We start from the raw sequence: 18,128 nt of genomic DNA, 5'->3' as shown, positions 1-18,128 counted from the left end.
TCAGGCGGGTTCCGGCTCGGCGAAGGGCACGCGCGGCGCCACCGCGCACATGAGTTCGTAGCCGATGGTGCCGCCGGCCTTCGCGACCTCGTCGATGGGCAGCACGGCGCCCGTCCTGGCCGACTTGCCCCACAGCGTGACCTCGCTGCCGAACTGCGCGTCGGGCACGCCCGTGAGGTCGACGGTGATCATGTCCATGCTCACGCGCCCGACCATGCGGGTGCGCACGCCGTTGACCAGCACCGGCGTGCCGGTGCCGCAGTGGCGCGGATAGCCGTCGGCATAGCCGACCGCCGCCACGCCGATGGTGAGCGGCCCCTCGGCCGTGAAGTTGGAGCCGTAGCCGACGGTGTCGCCGGCCTTCAGGGTCTGCACCGACAGCAGCCTGGTCGACAGCGTCATGGTGGGCTGCAGCTGCCAGTGGGCCGCGTCGTGCTCGGGGTAGTCGGGCGCGACGCCATAGAGCATGACGCCGGGGCGCACCCAGTCGCCGCGCGTGCGGTCGGGGTGGCGCAGCGTGGCGGCGCTGTTGGCGATGGAGCGCTCGCCCGGCAGGTCGCGGGTGGCGCGCTCGAAGGCTTCCAGCTGGTGATCGATGCCGCGCTTGCCGTCGGCATCGCTGAAGTGGGTCATGAGGGAGATCTCGTCGACCTGGGTAAGCGCGTTGAGGCGGGTCCAGGCGGCGCCGAAGCGCTCGGGCGTGAAGCCCAGGCGGTTCATGCCGGAGTTCATCTTGAGGAACACGCGCTGCGGCTTGAGGGTCTTGTGGGCGGCGAGCATGTCGATCTGCTCGTCGCAGTGCACGGTGTGCCAGAGGTCCAGACGCGAGCACAGCTCCAGGTCGCGGGCCTCGAACACGCCTTCCAGCAGCAGCACCGGGCCGCGCCAGCCGAGGGCGCGCACGCGCTCGGCCTCGGCCAGGTCGAGCATCGCGAAGCCGTCGGCGCCTCGCAAACCCTCATAGACCCGCTCGATGCCGTGGCCATAGGCGTTGGCCTTGACGACGGCCCAGACGCGGGATTCGAGGGCCGAGCGGCGCGCCCGCTCGAGGTTGTGGCGCAGGGCTTCGGTATGGACGGTGGCGAGGATCGGGCGCGGCATGAAGGGTTTCCGGAGAGGGCTCGGCAGGAGGCCGGGACAATGCAGACCACGTTTTAGCATCTTCGGGAATGGGGTCGAACACGGTGGGGATGCAGGATTGCGCGTCGCACCCCCGTGCTATAACCGCCCATTCGCCCTCTACGCGACACTTTTTCACTACCGCCAGCAGACCTGATGCACGTCTCTGGCCAGCCAGCCCATCGATGAAGCGCGGTTTCTACACGATCATGTCGGCCCAGTTCTTTTCGTCGCTGGCCGACCAAGCGCTTTTCGTTGTTGCGGTCGATCTCATGCGGAGTTCGGGCGCACCCGAATGGCAGCGCGCGGCGCTGGTGCCCATCTTCGCTGTCTTCTATGTGGTGCTGGCCCCGCTGGTGGGCGCCTTCGCCGACGCCCTGCCCAAGGGCAAGGTGATGTTCATCAGCAACGCCATCAAGGTGCTGGGCTGCCTGATGATGCTCTTCGGCTCGCACCCGTTGCTGTCGTATTCGATCGTGGGGCTCGGCGCCGCGGCGTACTCGCCGGCCAAGTACGGCATCCTCACCGAGTTGCTGCCGGCATCGCAGCTGGTCAAGGCCAACGGCTGGATCGAGGGCCTGACCATCGCGTCGATCCTGCTGGGCATCGTCCTCGGCGGCACGCTGGTGGGGCATGCGGTCTCCAGCAAGCTGCTGGCCTTCGACCTGCCCCTCATCGACACCGGCATCGACACGCCGGCCGAGGCGGCGCTCACGGTGCTGATCTTCGTCTACATGCTGGCGGCCTGGTTCAACACGCGCATCCCGCACACCGGCGTCGAGATGCGTCCGCTGCGCTCCAATCCCGAGCACGGCCTGATGCGCAACGTCGCCGCCCTGCTGCCCGACTTCTGGCACTGCAACGCCCGCCTGTGGCGCGACCGCCTGGGCCAGATCTCGCTGGCGACCACCACGCTCTTCTGGGGCGCGGGCGGCAACCTCAAGTACATCGTGCTGGCCTGGGCCTCGCTGGCGCTGGGCTACAACACCACGCAGGCCTCGGCGCTGACGGGCGTGGTGACCATCGGCACCGCCGTGGGTGCGATCGTCGCCTCGATGCGCATGCGGCTGGACATGGCCACGCGCGTGATCCCCATGGGCATCGCGATGGGCCTGATGGTGATCTGCATGAACTTCATCGGCAACGTGTGGCTGGCGGTGCCCTTCCTCATCCTGCTGGGCGGCCTGGGCGGCTTCCTGGTGGTGCCGATGAACGCGCTGCTGCAGCACCGCGGCCACAACCTGATGGGCGCGGGCCGTTCCATCGCGGTGCAGAACTTCAACGAGCAGGCCTGCATCCTCCTGCTGGGCGGCTTCTACAGCGTGTGCACGGGCCTCGGACTCTCGGCCTACGGCGCCATCAGCGCCTTCGGCCTCGTGGTGGCGGGCTGCATGTGGATCATCAAGCGCTGGCACGAGAACAACCTCAAGAAGTATCCCGAGGAAGTGGAGCACCTGCTCGCCATCGCCCGCAGCGACAAGCACCACTGACTCCCCCAGGCTGCGCGCACTTCGTGTCGCTGCGCCAACCCTCGCCGGGGGCGGCACCGGAGGCCCGGCGAAGCCGGTTCCTCGGCGTCCCTTGAACAACTCGCGCCCCAATGCCTGCACTTGCCCTGCTACTGAACGCCTTCGTCTGGGGCGTCTCCTGGTTCCCCTTCCGACAGATCGCGGGCCACGGCCTGCATCCGCTGTGGACCACCTGCCTGATCTACACGGCCATCGCCGTGCTGATGGGCGTGCTGCGTCGGCATGCCTGGAAAGGCTTCGCGGCCTTCCCGATGCTGGCGGTGCTGGGCCTGGCGGCAGGCTTCACCAACGTGGGCTTCAACTGGGCCGTGACGCAGGGCGACGTGGTGCGCGTGGTGCTCCTTTTCTACCTGATGCCGCTGTGGAGCGTGCTGCTGGCCTGGCTGCTGCTCGGCGAGCGGCCCACCGGCGGTGCGCTCGCGCGGGTGGCGCTTGCGCTCACGGGCGTGGCGGTGGTGCTGAAGGCACCCGGCGCCGACTGGCCGGTGCCGTCGAGCCTGCCCGACTGGCTGGGCGTGGCGGCGGGCTTCGGCTTCGCCGTCACCAACATCGCGCTGCGCCATCTGCGGCAGGCGCCCGGCGAGTCGCGCGCGCTGGCGATGTTCTGCGGCTGCGCCTTCGTGGCCGGTGTAGCGGCGATGGGCGGCACGGCGCTCGGCGCGTTCGATTCGCCGCTGCGCGCCGCGCCGGGCTGGCTGGGCTGGGCCGCGCTGCTGGGCACGGCCTTCGTCCTCGCCAACGTGTGCCTGCAGTACGGTGCGGCGCGGCTCACGGCCTCGGCGACCTCGGTGATCATGCTGTCGGAGGTGCTGTTCGCAAGCGTCTCCTCCGTGGCACTGGGCGCGGCCGCGATGGACTCGCGCATCCTCGTGGGTGGCTCGCTGATCGTGCTCGGCGCGGTCTGGGCGGCGTTTGCGCGAACGCCCGTGCGGCGCGATGATCGCGCCACTTCGTCTCCCACCTGAGGAAAAACAGCATGGCCAGCGTCTACGATTTCGAAGCCAACCTGATCGACGGCAAGCCGGTGAAGCTCTCCGCCTTCAAGGGCAAGGTGCTGCTGATCGTCAACACCGCCAGCAAGTGCGGCTTCACGCCGCAGTTCGCGGGACTGGAGGCACTGCACGAGAAGTACGCCGACAAGGGCCTCGCAGTGCTGGGCTTCCCCTCCAATCAGTTCGGCGGCCAGGACCCGGGCACCAACGAGGAGATCGGCGCCTTCTGCATGAAGAACTACGGCGTCAGCTTCCCGATGATGGAGAAGATCGACGTGAACGGCGCGAACGCCGCGCCGCTCTACAAGTGGCTCACGAAAGAGAAGCCGGGCCTTCTGGGCAGCACGGCCATCAAGTGGAACTTCACGAAGTTTCTCATCGGCCGCGACGGCACCGTGATCAAGCGCTACGCGCCGCTGGACACGCCGGCTTCGCTGGAGCGCGACGTCGAGGCCGCGCTGGCCGCGGCCTGAGCGGCCATCCGCTGCTGCGTCAGAACCTGAAGTCGGCCGTCTTCGGCCCGCCGCCCACCGTCACGGTCTGGCTCTTCACCGCGCCGCCGGGCGCCGCGACGTCGATCACGTAGCGCCCGTTGGGCACGTCGACCAGGCAGACCGGGCCGCTCGCGCGGAACGCCAGCGCAGCGGCGCTGCCGGCGTCGCCGCCCTTGATGGTCACGTCCACGTTCGCCATGTAGGCGCCGTCGGCGCGCGCGAACAGCAGCGCGAGCGGATGCTCCTTCATGGCCGCGCGCATCGCCGTCGATTCGTCGGAGCCGATGCCGCCGCAAACGTAGCGCGCCGACCCTGCGCCCTGCCACTGGGGCATGGCGCCCTGGGCCTGCGCGGCCATCGCGCCGCCCGCGCAGAGGCAGGCCAGCAGGACGCGACGCAGCGTGGCGGAGGTAGTGGATGCGGGCAGAAGGTGGGACATGGCGCTTTCTCCTTGCAGATTCGGTGCGGCGATGATGCGCCGCGGACCGGCGCCGCGCGAGTCGGACCAGCCCCCTCCCGCTTGTCCGACGGCGCCTGCGATCAGCCCTTGCCAGGCGCCAGCGCCGCGTCCAGCAGCTCGACCCAGTGCCGCACGGGCGTGTCCTCGCTGCCGCTTTGCAGATGGGTGATGCAGCCGATGTTGGCCGAGGCGATCACCGACGGACGAAGCTGCTTCAGGTGGCCCAGCTTGCGGTCGCGCAGCGGGTAGGCCAGCTCGGGCTGCAGCACCGAGTAGGTACCGGCCGAGCCGCAGCACAGGTGCGATTCGTTCATCGCCACGCGCATGTCGAAGCCCAGCGCGCGCAGGTGCGCCTCGACGCCGCCGCGCAGCTTCTGGCCGTGCTGCAGCGTGCACGGCGGGTGGTAGGCCACCACGCCCTCGGGCGCCTTCACGCGCGCCTTCAGCGCGGGCACGATGTCGGGCAGCAGCTCGCCCAGGTCGCGCGTGAGTTCGCTGATGCGCGCGGCCTTCAGCGCATAGGCCGCGTCGTGCTGCAGCATGTGGCCGTACTCGCGCACGGTGACGCCGCAGCCCGAGGCGTTCATGACGATGGCCTCGACCTCGTTGCGCTCCACGAGCGGCCACCACGCGTCGATGTTGGCGCGCATCTGGGCCTTGCCGCCCTCCTGGTCGTTCAGGTGGAACTTCACCGCGCCGCAGCAGCCGGCCTCGGGCGCGATCACCGCCTGGATGCCGGCCGCGTCGAGCACGCGCGCGGTGGCGGCGTTGATGTTGGGCATCATCGACGGCTGCACGCAGCCCGCGAGCATCAGCACCTTGCGCGCATGCGTGGCCGTGGGCCATGCGCCGGCCTCCTGCTTCGCCGGCACCTTGGCCTTCAGCGCCTCGGGCAGCAGCCCGCGCACCGACTGGCCCAGCTTCATCGCGGGGCCGAAGAGCGGCGACGGCAGGCCTTCCTTGAGCACCCAGCGCTGTGCGGACTCCATCGCGGGCCGAGGCACCTTCTCGTCGACGATCCTGCGGCCGATGTCGACCAGGTGGCCGTACTGCACGCCGCTCGGGCAGGTGCTCTCGCAATTGCGGCAGGTGAGGCAGCGGTCGAGGTGCAGCTGCGTGCTGCGCGTCGGCTCCTTGCCCTCGAGCACCTGCTTGATGAGGTAGATGCGCCCGCGCGGACCATCGAGCTCGTCCCCGAGCAGCTGATAGGTCGGGCAGGTGGCGGTGCAGAAGCCGCAGTGCACGCACTTGCGCAGGATGGCCTCGGCCTCGCGGCCTTCGTCGGTGCCTTTGAATTCGGGGGCGAGCTCGGTTTGCATGTCTTCTGTTCTTGTTCTCAGTGGGCGGGCAGCAGGCGGCCGCGGTTGAAGATGCCGTGCGGATCGAACTCGCGCATCAGCGCGCGCTGGATGCGCTCGACGGGTGCGCTCAGCGCGTCGAAGCGCGGCGCGACGGCCCCCGGCGCGCCAGTGCCCGGCATGCGGAACAGCGTGGCATGGCCGCCCGCCGCGCGCGCGATCTCGCGGATGCGCGCGGCCTGCGAGGGCGGCGCCTTGTACCAGCGCTGGCCGCCGTGCCATTCGATCAGCGGCGCGGCACCGTCGATCGACAACACCGGCGCGGTCTGCGGCACCGACACGCGCCAGAGCGCATCGGGCCCCTCGCCGGTGGCGAACCACGGCAGCTGCTGGTCGCGCAGCGATTGCCAGTCGGCGGCGGCGCGCGCGTTGTCCTTGCGCTCGCCGCCCAGGTGTTCGCACGCGGCTTCCACGGCGGCGACCGCACCGCGCAGCCGCAGGTAGAGCGCGCCCGCCCCGGCGTATTCGAACCAGCAGCTCGCGTTCAGCGGCAGCGGCCGGCCGCCCCATTCGTTGAGCAGCCGCAGCGCATCGGCCTGGGTACAGGCGAACTCCAGCGTGGCCTCGGCGGGCGGTACGGGAAGCACCTTGAGACTGACCTCGGCGATCACGCCCAGCGTGCCGAGCGAACCGGCGAGCACGCGCGAGACGTCGTAGCCCGCGACGTTCTTCATCACCTGGCCGCCGAAGCTCAGCACCTCGCCGCGGCCGTTGACCAGCGTGGCGCCGAGCACGTAGTCGCGCACCGAACCGACGCTGGCGCGCGCGGGGCCGCTGAGTCCGGCAGCGACCATGCCGCCCACCGCGCCGCCGCTGCCGAAGCACGGCGGCTCGAAGGGCAGGCACTGACCCTTCTCGGCGAGTGCGGCTTCGAGTTCGGCCAGGAGGGTGCCCGCGCGAACGGTGACGACCAGCTCGCTCGGTTCGTAGTTCGTGATGCCGGCGAGGTCCGCGGTGCTCAGCACTTCGCCTTGCGGTATCTCGCCATAGAAGTCCTTCGTGCCGCCGCCGCGAATGCACAGCGGCTCGGCTTCTGCAGCTGCGGCACGAATTCGCTCGACCATGTGGTTCAGTGCGGTGTCGATGCTCATCGTGGGCTCTGTATTTGATGTCGTTGTTCGGGGTGCGTGCACAGGCCACCGGGTGCTCCCCTCAGCGAATGTCCCCCGTCGGGGTGATCGCGCCGCGAAAGAGAAAAGCCGGCCTTCATCAGAACCTCGGCAGATCGGGATGCGGCAGCCTGCCGCCACGCACCACCTGCTTGCCGTACTCGGCGCAGCGCTGCAGCGTCGGAATCACCTTGCCGGGGTTGAGCATGCCCTCGGGGTCGAAGGCGCGCTTCACGCCGAACATCTGCTCGTTCTCTGCGGCGGTGAACTGCACGCACATGCTGTTGAGCTTTTCCACGCCCACGCCATGCTCGCCCGAGACGGTGCCGCCCATCGCGACGCTGGTCTCCAGGATGTCCGCGCCGAAGAGCTCGCAGCGGTGCAGCTCGTCGGGGTCGTTGGCGTCGAACAGCACCAGCGGATGCAGGTTGCCGTCGCCCGCGTGGAAGACGTTGCAGCAGCGCAGGTCGTACTTCTTCTCCATCTCCTGGATGGCCAGCAGGATGTCGGCCAGGCGCTTGCGCGGGATGGTGGAGTCCAGGCACATGTAGTCGGGGCTGATGCGGCCCGAGGCGGGGAAGGCGTTCTTGCGCCCGCTCCAGAACCTCATGCGCTCTTCCTCGCTGCTGCTGCAGGCGATGGCGGTGGCGCCCGAGGCACGCAGCACGGCGGTCATGCGACCGATCTCTTCCTCCACCTCCTCGGGCGTGCCGTCGGATTCGCACAGCAGGATGGCGGCGGCGTCGAGGTCGTAGCCGGCGCGCACGAAATCTTCGACGGCGGCGGTCATGGGCTTGTCCATCATCTCCAGCCCGGCGGGGATGATGCCGGCCGCGATCACCGCGGCCACCGCGTCACCGGCCTTCCGCACGTCGTCGAAGCTGGCCATGATGCAGCGCGCGAGCTGCGGCTTGGGTACCAGCTTGACGGTGACCTCGGTGGTCACGGCCAGCATGCCTTCGCTGCCGATGACCAGCGCGAGCAGGTCGAGCCCCGGCGCGTCGAGCGCCTCGCCGCCGAACTCGATCGCCTCGCCCTCGGCGGTGAAGCCGCGCACCCGCATCACGTTGTGCAGCGTGAGCCCGTACTTGAGGCAGTGCACGCCGCCCGAGTTCTCGGCCACGTTGCCGCCGATGGTGCAGGCGATCTGGCTCGACGGATCGGGCGCGTAGTAGAGGTTGAAGGGTGCGGCCGCCTCGCTGATGGCGAGGTTGCGCACCCCGCACTGGACCACGGCCGTACGGCTGACCGGGTCGATCTTCAGGATGCGGTTGAACCTGGCGAGCGACAGCGTCACGCCCATGGTGTGCGGCATGGCGCCGCCAGAGAGTCCGGTGCCCGCGCCGCGCGCCACCACCGGCACGCCGAGCTGGTGGCAGGTCTTGAGCACGGCGGCCACCTGCGCCTCGGTCTCGGGCAGGGCCACCACCAGCGGGCGGGCGCGGTAGGCGGTGAGGCCGTCGCACTCGTAGGGGGTGGTGTCCTCGTCGTGCCAGATCAGCGCGTGGGCCGGCAGGTGAGGCTGCAGCGCTCGCACGATCTGCGACTGGCGCTCCGTTTTCTGTAGCGAATCGTGTTGCGTGGGGGTCAGCGGCGCGTTCATGCGGCGGCCTCTTTCTTTATTTCTTGCTCGCGGGATGTCTCGTGTTTACCGCACTCTACGGACATTCCGGCCGAGCCGGGTTGATGGTTTTTCGCCGGCAGCTTGAAAGAACTTCGCGCCGGCTGTCCGGTTCAGCGCAGGCTCTGCCCCAGCCAGTCGGCGAAAGCCGCGCACTCCCAGCGCTCCAGCGTGCCCGGCTGCCAGCAGATGTAGTGCCGGTGCGGCGAGACCACCGCCTGGTCGGACAGCGCCACCAGCCGCCCCGACTCGAACCACTCCGCACCCAGCTTCTGCCGCACCAGCGCCACGCCGAAGCCGCTCGCGGCCGCGTCGTACATCAGCCCCAGGTCGTTGAACTGCGAGCCGATGGCGGGCTCGGGCTGGTCGATGCCGCAACTGGCGAACCAGGTGCCCCAGGGTTCGAGCGGGCTGCGGATCAGGCGCGCGGCTGCGATCTCGGCCGCGCTGCGAAAGCCCGTGAAGGGGCCGAACTCGTTGAGGTAGCTCGGGCTGCAGGCGGGCACCACCTGCTCTTCGATCAGCAGCCGGTGCTCGCAGTCGGCATAGCCGCCGGGGCCGTAGCGCACCTCGAGGTCGGCCTGCTCGGCCGTCACGTCGAGCAGCGGGATCGACACCTGCAGCACCAGCTCGATGTCGGGATAGATGTTGCGGAACAGCTCCAGCCTCGGCATGAGGAACTGCCGGCTGAAGGTGGGGGTGACCGCGATGCGCAGCCGCGTGGCGCGCTGCGCGGCACTGCCGCCCAGGGGCGTGGCCTGCAGCGCCGCGAGCCCCGTTCGCACGTTCGCGAGATAGGCAGCACCGTCGGCCGTGAGGCTGAAGTCGCCGCGGCCGAAGAGCTTGAAGCCGACATGCGATTCGAGCTGCCGGATGCGGTGGCTCACAGCGCTGGGCGTGACGCACAGCTCGTCGGCCGCGCGGCCCGCATGGCGCAGGCGCGCCACGGCCTCGAAGGTCAGCAGGCACTGGATCGGCGGGATGTGCTGCAGGGCCATGCGTGGCGCCGGTGCTGCGTTCTCGGTTCGGCTCGGCTCAGTCTTCGAAGAAGCTGACCGGCAGCCCGGGCGTGTCGACGCGCATCGAGATCACCGTGCCCGAGGCGGGCCGCTGCGCGATCTCGGCGGCGGGCCTGCCCTTGCGGCCGCTGGTGACGAACAGCGTCTTCAGGTCGTCGTCGCCGAAGCAGGGCATGGTCGGGCACTGCACGGGCACGGGCACCGCGGCGACGATCTCGCCCGTGGGCGCGAAGCGCAGCAGCTGCGCGCCTTCGAACATGGCGACCCAGTAGTGGCCCTGCGCGTCGACGGTGGCGCCGTCGGGGCGGCCCTGGTAGCCCAGCGGCGCATCGACGGTCCAGCCCTCGGGCTTGGCGTCGAACTGGTGGAACACGCGGGCGTGCGAGAGCGAGTTGGCCTCGGCATCCCAGTCCCATGCGCAGACCACGTGCGCGGCGGTGTCGGCCCAGTAGAGGGTGCGCGCATCGGGCGAGAAGGCCAGGCCGTTGGCGGTGGTGGACTCGTTGGCCATCTGCGTGAGCGTGGGCGAGACGCCTGTGCCGGGGCGCGCGTCGAAGCAATAGAGCGCGGCGTTGGCGCGGTCCTTCGCCTCGTTGAGCGAGCCGCCCCAGAAGCGGCCCAGCGGGTCGCACTTGCCGTCGTTGAAGCGCATGGTGCGCACGTCGTGCTCGACGCGCGCCATCGCGGCCAGCTCGCCACCCCATTCGCGCGCACGGTAGATGCCGTCGCGCAGCGCGATCACCAGGCCGCCGCTGCGCGCGGGCGCCATGCAGCCGGGTTCGGTGGGCAGGGGCCAGCGCTCGACCTTCGCGCCCGGCGACCCGATCTCGCCGCGCGTGCGCAGCACTGCACGGCCCGGAATGTCGAGCCAGTAGAGCGATCGTTCTTCGGGATGCCAGAACGGCGATTCGCCGAGCTCGCAGAGGCTGTCTTCGATGGAGGTCCACATGGTGGCGAGATTTTGCTCCCGCCCGCCGGGGCCCCGGACAAAAAAAAGCCCGCTGGCGCCGAAGCGCTCGCGGGCTGAACATCCAAAGGAGACCTCGCTTGAAACTTTTTCTTCAGTCGGGGAACACCGCGGAACCGGCTTTGCCGGGCCGCTGGTGTTGCCCCCTGCAAGGGGGAAGGCGCGCGCGACACGAAGTCGCGAAGCCTGGGGGTTTACCTGTTGTATGCGGTCTCGCCGTGCGAGGAGATGTCGAGGCCTTCGCGCTCTTCTTCTTCCGACACACGCAGGCCGAGGGTCAGGTCGGCGATCTTGTAGGCGATGAAGGCCACGACGCCAGACCACACGATCGTGAGCAGCACGCTCTTGATCTGGATCCAGACCTGTGCGCCCATCGCGAAGGTGTCGGGGGTCGCGCCGCCGGTGCCGCCGAGGCCCTTGGCAGCGAACACGCCGGTCAGGATGGCACCGAGGATACCGCCCACGCCGTGGACGCCGAACACGTCGAACGCGTCGTCGGCACCGAGCATGCGCTTCAGGCCGCCCACGCCCCACAGGCAGACCAGGCCGGCCAGCAGGCCCAGCACGATCGAACCCATCGGGCCGACGAAGCCGGCGGCGGGCGTGACGGCCACCAGGCCGGCGACGGCACCGGATGCTGCACCCAGCATCGAGGCCTTGCCCTTGTGCAGGCTCTCGCCCAGGATCCACGACAGGGCCGCGGCGGCGGTGGCGAGCACCGTGTTCACGAAGGCCAGGCCGGCGACGGCGTTGGCAGCACCGGCCGAGCCGGCGTTGAAGCCGAACCAGCCGACCCACAGCAGCGAAGCGCCGACCATGGTGAGCGTGAGCGAGTGAGGCGTGAAGGCTTCCTTGCCGTAGCCGACGCGCTTGCCGACCATGTAGGCGCCGACCAGGCCGGCCACACCGGCGTTGATGTGCACCACGGTGCCGCCGGCGAAGTCCAGAGCGCCGTCCTTGCCCAGCAGGCCGCCGCCCCACACGATGTGGGCGATCGGCACGTAGCTGAAGGTGAACCACAGCACCGAGAACAGCAGCACGGCCGAGAACTTGGCGCGCTCCGCGAAGGCGCCGACGATCAGCGCCACGGTGATGGCCGCGAAGGTGCCCTGGAAGGCGACGAACACGTATTCGGGAATCGTGGTCAGCGCGCCGAAGGTCTCCTGCGTGATGCCCTTCATGAAGATCTTGTCGAATCCTCCGAAGAAGTTGCCGTCACCCGAGAAGGCCAGGCTGTAGCCGTAGACGGCCCACAGGATGCTGATCAGCGAGAAGATCACGAAGACCTGCATCAGCACCGACAGCATGTTCTTCGAGCGGCCCAGGCCGCCATAGAACAGCGCGAGGCCGGGGATGGTCATCAGGATCACGAGAAGGGTCGAAGTCAGCATCCAGGCGGTGTCGCCGGAGTCGATCTTCGGAGCGGGGGCCGCGGCGGGCGCAGCAGGAGCTGCATCGGCGGCGGCCGGGGCTGCCGCTGCGGGAGCAGCAGCCGGGGCGGGCGCGGCGGCAGCGGGTGCCGACGCGGCCGGAGCCTCGGCGGTTGCCGCGGCGGGAGTCTGCGCGAAGCCGGTGGTACCGGCAGCCAACACGCTCAAGCCGAGCGCAAGAGAGACAAGCAGTTTTTTCATAGTCGTTGTTCTTTCGGGCCAGGACTCGATCAGAGGGCTTCGCGGCCCGTTTCGCCGGTGCGGATGCGAACGACCTGTTCGAGGTTGTAGACGAAGATCTTGCCGTCGCCGATCTTGCCGGTGCGCGCAGCGCCTTCCACCGCCTCGATCACGCGATCGACGAGGTCGTCGGAGACGGCCGCTTCGATCTTGACCTTGGGCAGGAAGTCGACCACGTATTCAGCGCCGCGGTAGAGCTCCGTGTGGCCCTTCTGGCGGCCGAAACCCTTCACCTCGGTGACGGTGATCCCCTGCACGCCGATGGCCGACAGCGCTTCGCGCACTTCGTCGAGCTTGAACGGTTTGATGATGGCTGTGACCAGCTTCATGAGTTTTCTCCTTCGGATGGAAATGAAGTGGCGCGGCAGCTTGGGCCACGCCTCGTTGTTGTATGGCTTACAGCGTCTTCGTCAGCGTGACGATGAAGCGGGCCTTGTTCGGCGAGTAGTAGGTCGTGCCGAAGGTGCCGAAGCCGAAGTCGACGCCCGGGTTGCTCACCGCGAGGTACGAGTTCTTCTTGTTGGCGCCCTGGACCGAGCCGGTCAGCGACAGGCCGTTGCCGAAGTCGTAGCTCGCGCCGATGTTGTAGTCGACGTAGCTCTTGTAGCCCAGGCTGCGGATGTCGCTGGACATGTTGGTGAAGCCCACGGCAGCCTTCAGCGTGACCTTGGGCACGATCTCCTTGCTGTACGACAGGTTCAGGTAGCCCGTGTTCGTGCCCTTCAGGCCCGAGCCGGCCTTGTTGCCTGCGTAGCCGAAGTAGTCCTTCGACACGGTGTGCGAGTACTTGGCGGTGAAGGAGCCGAAGCTGTCGTTCGCGTAGGTGGCGCCGACGTACAGCTCGGTGGTGTTGCCCGAGGAGTTGCCCGGGTAGATGTAGGTGAGCGCACCGACGTCCATGTCCAACGGGCCGGCCTTGAACTTGTAGCCGCCGTAGACGTCCATCTCGATGCTGTTGCCCTTGAGCCAGTTGACGCTGGAGTTCCAGTTGCCGACGTAGAAGCCGCTGTCGCCGAAGGCGTAGTCCAGGCCGCCCTGGATGGCGGGCTTGAAGCCCTTGGTCTTGGCGTAGTCGTTCTTGCCGATCATGTCCTGGTCCTGGCCACGGAACTTGTAGTTCGTGGTGATCGACACGTTGCCCGTGAGGTTCGGTGCGGGTGCCGCAGCCGGTGCTGCTGCGGCGTCGGTCGTTGCAGTCTGCGCCAGGGCCGCGCCGGACGCGGTCAATGCGGTGGCCAGAACGATCAGCGCCTGGGCGGCGGTACGGTGCGTCATCAGGGAACTCCTCGAAGGTGTGTTGTGGGACCGAGGGGTTCAAAGCAGGGAGCGTGCCAAAGTGCACGAATGCCTCCTCTCGCAACCGCCCCCACGTCGTGGTTGAGAGCCAAATCGTTACAACACCTGTTGCGAGTGGTTGCAGATGCACGGTGCGCCGCACCACCGCGGGAACGCCCAAAAAGTGCGCACCATCTTGGGGAGAGGGAGAGGAATGGGACTGTCTTTGGTGCAAAGCCGCGCCTTGCTGGGTCTTGAAGCGGCCAGTGTCACGGTAGAGGTGCATCTGGCGAACGGTTTGCCCAGCTTCACGCTGGTCGGACTGGTCGAAACGGAGGTCAAGGAGGCGCGCGAGCGCGTGCGCTCTGCGCTCCAGAACGCGGGGCTGGAATTCCCCAATAACAAACGCATCACGGTCAACCTCGCGCCGGCCGACCTGCCGAAGGACTCCGGGCGCTTCGACCTGCCCATCGCGCTGGGCATCCTCGCCGCCAGCGGCCAGATCGACGACGCGAAGCTCGCCGGCCACGAGTTCGCCGGCGAGCTCTCGCTGTCGGGTGAGCTGCGGCCCGTCCGCGGCGCCCTGGCCATGGCGCTCGCCCTGCACACGCGCGGCGTCGCGACCCGGCTGGTGCTGCCCCTGGAGAGTGCGCTGGAGGCGGCCCTGGTGCCGGGCGGCGAGGTCTACGGCGCGAAGCACCTGCTGGACGTGGTGCGCCAGTTCGTGGCGACCGACGAGGAAGCCTCCCAGCTGCCCGACACCGCGGACGACGGCTGGGCCCGCATCCACGCCGCGCCCGACGTGGCGCCACCCCGCTACGCCGACCTGGCCGAAGTCAAGGGCCATACCGGCGTCAAGCGCGTGCTCGAGATCGCCGCGGCGGGCGGCCACAGCCTGCTGATGGTGGGCGAGCCCGGCTCGGGCAAGTCGATGCTGGCCCAGCGCTTCGCCGGCCTGCTGCCCGCGATGCAGATTGACGAGGCACTGGAGAGCGCCGCAGTGGCCAGCCTGGGCGGGCGCTTCGCGACGCAGCGCTGGCGCGTGAGGCCTACCTGCGCGCCGCACCACACTGCGAGTGCCGTGGCGCTGGTCGGCGGAGGCTCGCCGCCGCGCCCCGGGGAAATCTCGCGCGCGCACCATGGCGTCCTCTTCCTCGACGAATTCCCCGAGTTCGCCCGATCCGCCCTCGAAGCGCTGCGCGAGCCGCTGGAGACCGGCACGATCACCATCGCGCGCGCCGCGCAGCGCGCCGAATTCCCCGCGCGCTTCCAGCTCGTCGCCGCGATGAACCCCTGCCCCTGCGGCTATCTCGGCTCCTCGGCACGGCCCTGCCGCTGCACGCCGGAACAGGTCTCGCGCTACCAGGGAAAGCTCAGCGGCCCGTTGCTCGACCGCATCGACCTGCACATCGAAGTGCCGCCGGTCTCGGCCCAGCTGCTGCTCGAAGCGCCTGCGGGCGAATCGACCGACAGCATCCGCGAACGCGTCGTCGCCGCGCGCGAGCGCGCGATGCAGCGCCAGGGCCACGCCAACCAGTCGCTGCACGGCGCGGCCATCGACCGCCACGCGGCCCTCGACGACACGGCCCGCGCATTCATGTTCAACGCCGCCGCCAAGCTCGGATGGTCCGCGCGCAGCACGCACCGGGCGCTGAAGGTGGCGCGCACGATTGCGGATCTGGCGGGGTCGGAGGCGGTGCAGGTCGGGCACCTGGCGGAGGCGGTGCAGTACCGAAGGGCGCTGCGCGGGGCTGCCTAGAAGTAGAAGAAGAAAAAGAAGAAGAGCTTCTCGACCCGCCCCTCAGCTCACCAGCGAATCGATCCACTGCGCTGCCTGAGTCCCGCTCTGCTCGAAGTAGTGGGTGTGCGCGCCGATGCCCATGCACACGTCGTGCTCCGATCCGTAGGGCCCCGGCGCGAAGGCCGGCGCCGGGTTCCAGAGCGTCGCATGGCCGCCCACGGTGTCGATCGCAGGAGGCGGGTCGCACCATAGCCAGCGGCCGACGTAGTCGCCGGTGGTGTACAGGTTGACCCAGCGGTTGGCGCCGACGTCGCAGGCGAGCGGGCCGCTGTTGGCCGGCGTCCTGGCCCGCCCCACCCATTCGTAGAGGAGCGGAAAGCGCGCCGCGTAAAGCTGCCGCAGCGGGCAACCCGCGGTCAGCAGGTGAAGCTTGCCCTGCAGCTGCGGCCACAGCCGCGTGACGCGGTCCTCAATGCCGGCATCGGCCTGCCATTGCGCGCGGTGCTGCAGGTAGCGCAGGAGTTCGGTGGAGATCACCGTGCCCTGGCTGTGCGCCACGATCACGATACGGTCGTACTGTTGCGCCACGAGGTGTTCGAGCAGCGCCACGTAGCGCGAGAAGATCCGGGCGCGCGGGATGGCGTGGCGCGGGAACTCGCGGAAATGGTTGTCCACGTCCAGTGCCACGTCGAGCGGCAGCCGCAGCCAGGGCACGTAGCGGGACAGCACCCCGCCGAAGGCCGAGAGCGCCGCGGCCGCGGTGGCGGCACTGAGTACCAGGGGCTTGAGCACGCTCTCCGACAGAGGCCCGAACCATTCGATGTACGCGCCGCCTATCAGGTCCTTCGGCAAGATGCCGCAGCGCGCCAGCAGCAGCACGACGCCGACGACGGCAGCCACCACCACGCTGGTTGCCGCAAGCCCGGTGACGACGGCTTCGAGCCGGCGGTAGCCGCCGCTGAGCCAACGCCCCAGATCCTGCGCCGTGCCTACGCCGTTCCTGATTTCGGCGAGCACGCTGGGCACGAGCACCACGATCATGTAGAGCAGCAGCGCCAGCGTAAGGCCTGCTGCGAGCACGAAGGTCTCGGTGCTGCGGAGATAGCGCTGGTGCAGGAAGTTGGAGCCCTTGTCGAAACAGCCCGAGGCCACGTCGAAGATCAGCGGGCAATACGAAGTGCCCTCTGCGCCGAATTCCACCAGCGTGGTGAGCAACGCCCAGATCGCCATCGAGAGAGCGACGAAGGAAGCCATGGACACCATCAGCCCCAGCCGCCCGGTCGCCACGCTGCCGCGCGCGGCATCGCCGTCACGAGCCGCGATCTGTCCAAGGACGAACCACAGCAGGAAGGGCACGACCGCCGCGGCCCACCAGATCACGATGCCCAGCAGCATGAACTCGAATGCGCGCATGCCGGCGCGCACCCAGTCGTGCAGGTCGACCGCTTGCGCCCTGGACGCGAACGTGGCCGACACCAGGTGCCCCAGCAACAGCAGCGTCGTGGCCGCGAGGAAGGCGAGCCCCACCGCGCGCATCGCCGGGAAGCGCGCGGCCGCCACCCGCAGGACGTAGTCGAACAGCAGTCCGAGCAGCGCCAGGCAGCCCAGGCCCACCACCCAGTGCGCCGGCACCCAGTGCAGCAGCGCCGTGGCGGCTATCGCGCAGGCTGCCGCAGCGAAGCGGTTCGCAGGCCGCGCACCATACCGGTAGCAGTACCACCACAGCGCGAGCGCCGGCGCTGCCACGGCCAGCACTGTGCGCAGCACGGCGGTGTGCGGCTGCGCTACGCCCCAGGCGACGATCAGCAGCCCGATGAGCAGCAGCTGCGAGAACAGGTTGGCCAGCAGGTTGGAAAAGGCCCAGTCCAGCCCTCGCTGCAGGTTCGCCAGCCATTGCCAGCGGCGCGGCGGCTTGCCGTCCGGCTGCCGCAGCCCGGCCTCGGCACTGGCACGATCCACTGCATCGCGCCCCAGCAGCGAGAGGCGGAACACGACGGTGAAGAGTTCGGTGACGATGCGCGGCAGCACACCCGACAGCCGCGACAGGTCGGCCCAGTACATCTCGTGCACGTCCACCTGCTGCGGCGATGCGCCCGAAGCGGTTGAGGTGCGGGTCATGCGGATGCGAGCGGCTTCGTAGGCCTCGTTGTCGGCGCCCTTCCACTTGGAGAGCAGGTAGTCGCTGAAGGCGATGCCCGCGTCGGCCGAGACCATGGCCCTCGGCGTGGGACCGCGGTTCCTGGCGCCAGCGGAAGCATCCAGCCTGCCCTTGCCGACGATCCACTCATCGCGCAAGAAGTCCGAGCGCAGCGATTGCTCGAAGGCCTTTCCCATCGAGTCGGGCGCCTGCATCGATGGCTGGACGCGCCGCGTCGAGCCCGGAGGCAGCGGCTTCGACGAGCGGTTGCCGGCCATCGCCTTCAGCGGCGGCACCGCCACGATGAAGCTGTTGCAGTCGCCATGGCTGTAGCGAGCCGACGGCGTGCCGGCATTCACCATCAGCGAGGCGATGGCGCGCGCAGTGTCGCCGGATTTCTGGTCGGCGACGCCATGGATGGCGACAACGGCCACGCGCTCCGAATGGCGCGCAGCGGCAGTCCCGGGCCGCTCTTCCTCTTCGCTGCTTGTCGTAGCGCTCATGGTCGTCCTCCTGCTCGCCGATGGCCGGCTGCGGTGACACCCACGGGAAGGCGGACTGGCCGAGAGAGAAAGAGAAAGAAAGAAGAGATCAAGCCGGCTTCGCGCGGGAGCGACGCATTCTTCCCGCGCGGCCA

General features: G+C 69.1%; 15 protein-coding genes. 4 read left to right on the top strand and 11 right to left on the bottom strand.

Annotation, left to right across the window (positions count from 1 at the left end):
* On the bottom strand, positions 1 to 1,101 hold the full coding sequence (gene alr / locus ACTJLF_RS17480; protein ID WP_019657975.1) for an alanine racemase: 1,101 nt from the start codon (positions 1,099 to 1,101) through the stop codon (positions 1 to 3).
* A 203-nt stretch (positions 1,102 to 1,304) separates the two neighbouring features.
* Here alr and lplT point away from each other — a divergent pair, with 203 nt between their 5' ends.
* The 3 genes from lplT (at position 1,305) to ACTJLF_RS17465 (ending at position 4,113) form a co-directional block, all read left to right on the top strand.
* Positions 1,305 to 2,609 carry a lysophospholipid transporter LplT gene (lplT, locus tag ACTJLF_RS17475; protein ID WP_019657974.1) on the top strand — a complete coding sequence of 435 codons (1,305 nt, stop codon included), beginning with the start codon at positions 1,305 to 1,307 and terminating at the stop codon, positions 2,607 to 2,609.
* Between the two features lie 110 nt (positions 2,610 to 2,719).
* On the top strand, positions 2,720 to 3,613 hold the full coding sequence (locus tag ACTJLF_RS17470) for a DMT family transporter (RefSeq protein ID WP_132751870.1): 894 nt from the start codon (positions 2,720 to 2,722) through the stop codon (positions 3,611 to 3,613).
* An 11-nt stretch (positions 3,614 to 3,624) separates the two neighbouring features.
* Complete coding sequence (locus ACTJLF_RS17465) at positions 3,625 to 4,113, top strand: glutathione peroxidase (protein WP_019657972.1); 489 nt, start codon at positions 3,625 to 3,627, stop codon at positions 4,111 to 4,113.
* A gap of 19 nt (positions 4,114 to 4,132) precedes the next feature.
* Here the strand turns inward: ACTJLF_RS17465 and ACTJLF_RS17460 are convergent, their stop codons facing one another.
* The 9 genes from ACTJLF_RS17460 to ACTJLF_RS17420 all read right to left on the bottom strand — a co-directional run bounded on the left by ACTJLF_RS17460 (position 4,133) and on the right by ACTJLF_RS17420 (position 13,613).
* A complete protein-coding gene (locus ACTJLF_RS17460) occupies positions 4,133 to 4,573 on the bottom strand; it encodes a carboxypeptidase-like regulatory domain-containing protein (RefSeq protein WP_019657971.1) in 441 nt (146 codons plus the stop codon).
* A gap of 101 nt (positions 4,574 to 4,674) precedes the next feature.
* Positions 4,675 to 5,913 (bottom strand): glycolate oxidase subunit GlcF, encoded by a 1,239-nt coding sequence (gene glcF, locus ACTJLF_RS17455; protein ID WP_019657970.1) that lies wholly within the window; start codon positions 5,911 to 5,913, stop codon positions 4,675 to 4,677.
* Between the two features lie 17 nt (positions 5,914 to 5,930).
* Complete coding sequence (glcE, locus tag ACTJLF_RS17450; RefSeq protein ID WP_440883593.1) at positions 5,931 to 7,043, bottom strand: glycolate oxidase subunit GlcE; 1,113 nt, start codon at positions 7,041 to 7,043, stop codon at positions 5,931 to 5,933.
* Positions 7,044 to 7,161: 118 nt separating this feature from the next.
* Positions 7,162 to 8,664: an FAD-linked oxidase C-terminal domain-containing protein gene (locus ACTJLF_RS17445; protein ID WP_126184167.1), complete on the bottom strand. Its 1,503-nt coding sequence runs from the start codon at positions 8,662 to 8,664 to the stop codon at positions 7,162 to 7,164.
* A gap of 131 nt (positions 8,665 to 8,795) precedes the next feature.
* Positions 8,796 to 9,680, bottom strand: coding sequence for a LysR substrate-binding domain-containing protein (locus tag ACTJLF_RS17440; protein WP_126184168.1), 885 nt, complete (start codon positions 9,678 to 9,680; stop codon positions 8,796 to 8,798).
* Positions 9,681 to 9,717: 37 nt separating this feature from the next.
* Complete coding sequence (locus ACTJLF_RS17435; protein WP_440883592.1) at positions 9,718 to 10,650, bottom strand: SMP-30/gluconolactonase/LRE family protein; 933 nt, start codon at positions 10,648 to 10,650, stop codon at positions 9,718 to 9,720.
* 212 nt (positions 10,651 to 10,862) lie between these two features.
* Positions 10,863 to 12,299: an ammonium transporter gene (locus ACTJLF_RS17430; protein WP_026346784.1), complete on the bottom strand. Its 1,437-nt coding sequence runs from the start codon at positions 12,297 to 12,299 to the stop codon at positions 10,863 to 10,865.
* A gap of 29 nt (positions 12,300 to 12,328) precedes the next feature.
* Entirely contained in the window at positions 12,329 to 12,667 is a 339-nt protein-coding gene (gene glnK, locus ACTJLF_RS17425) for a P-II family nitrogen regulator (RefSeq protein WP_007833403.1), read from the bottom strand.
* Positions 12,668 to 12,734: 67 nt separating this feature from the next.
* A complete protein-coding gene (locus ACTJLF_RS17420) occupies positions 12,735 to 13,613 on the bottom strand; it encodes a TorF family putative porin (RefSeq protein ID WP_019657965.1) in 879 nt (292 codons plus the stop codon).
* Between the two features lie 214 nt (positions 13,614 to 13,827).
* Here ACTJLF_RS17420 and ACTJLF_RS17415 point away from each other — a divergent pair, with 214 nt between their 5' ends.
* Complete coding sequence (locus ACTJLF_RS17415) at positions 13,828 to 15,372, top strand: YifB family Mg chelatase-like AAA ATPase (RefSeq protein WP_132800237.1); 1,545 nt, start codon at positions 13,828 to 13,830, stop codon at positions 15,370 to 15,372.
* A gap of 42 nt (positions 15,373 to 15,414) precedes the next feature.
* Here ACTJLF_RS17415 and ACTJLF_RS17410 read toward each other — a convergent pair whose 3' ends face one another.
* Positions 15,415 to 17,994: a hypothetical protein gene (locus tag ACTJLF_RS17410; RefSeq protein ID WP_440883591.1), complete on the bottom strand. Its 2,580-nt coding sequence runs from the start codon at positions 17,992 to 17,994 to the stop codon at positions 15,415 to 15,417.
* Between the last annotated feature and the right edge of the window lie 134 nt (positions 17,995 to 18,128).

Origin of the sequence: Variovorax sp. 22077 (assembly GCF_052044195.1) — a bacterium.
GTDB lineage: Bacteria > Pseudomonadota > Gammaproteobacteria > Burkholderiales > Burkholderiaceae_C > Variovorax > Variovorax atrisoli.
This window is presented reverse-complemented; position numbering and strand designations above follow the sequence as displayed.